General features: G+C 44.1%; 1 protein-coding gene. It reads right to left on the minus strand.

Going from position 1 to position 392, the window contains the following annotated elements; translation table 11 throughout:
- Positions 1–59 precede the first annotated feature (59 nt).
- A partial coding sequence (locus tag B4G81_RS03580) for a magnesium transporter (protein WP_294080195.1) occupies positions 60–392 on the minus strand: 333 nt, incomplete at its 5' end.

A 392-nucleotide genomic window follows, 5' to 3' on the forward strand; every position in this document is an offset into this window, starting at 1 on the left:
TTTTAAGCATATTCTATTTGATTTTGTAAGAATGCGGTGCAAAAATAAGAATAAAAACACTACAACCCAAAGAACCATTTCGCCATGGAAAAATAGATAATGATACCCGTTATGTCGGAGATGGTGGTGATCATTGGTGCACTGGCAGTAGCCGGGTCTAACTTCAACCGTGTAAAAATAAGCGGCAACATCATACCTATCATACTGCCTACGATTACTATCGCAACCATGGTGAGTGAGACCACGAGAACTATTTCCGGTGCGCGTAAGGCGGCTATGAGAGAGACTCCCACTCCCATCGTAATTCCCAGTAGCAAGGAAACCATAAACTCTTTACTCAACAATCGTACCCAGTCTTGCCAGCGAACATCACCCAGGGCCAGGGTACGAAT

This window comes from Proteiniphilum sp. UBA5384 (assembly GCF_002410825.1).
In the GTDB taxonomy this organism is placed as follows: Bacteria; Bacteroidota; Bacteroidia; order Bacteroidales; family Dysgonomonadaceae; genus Proteiniphilum.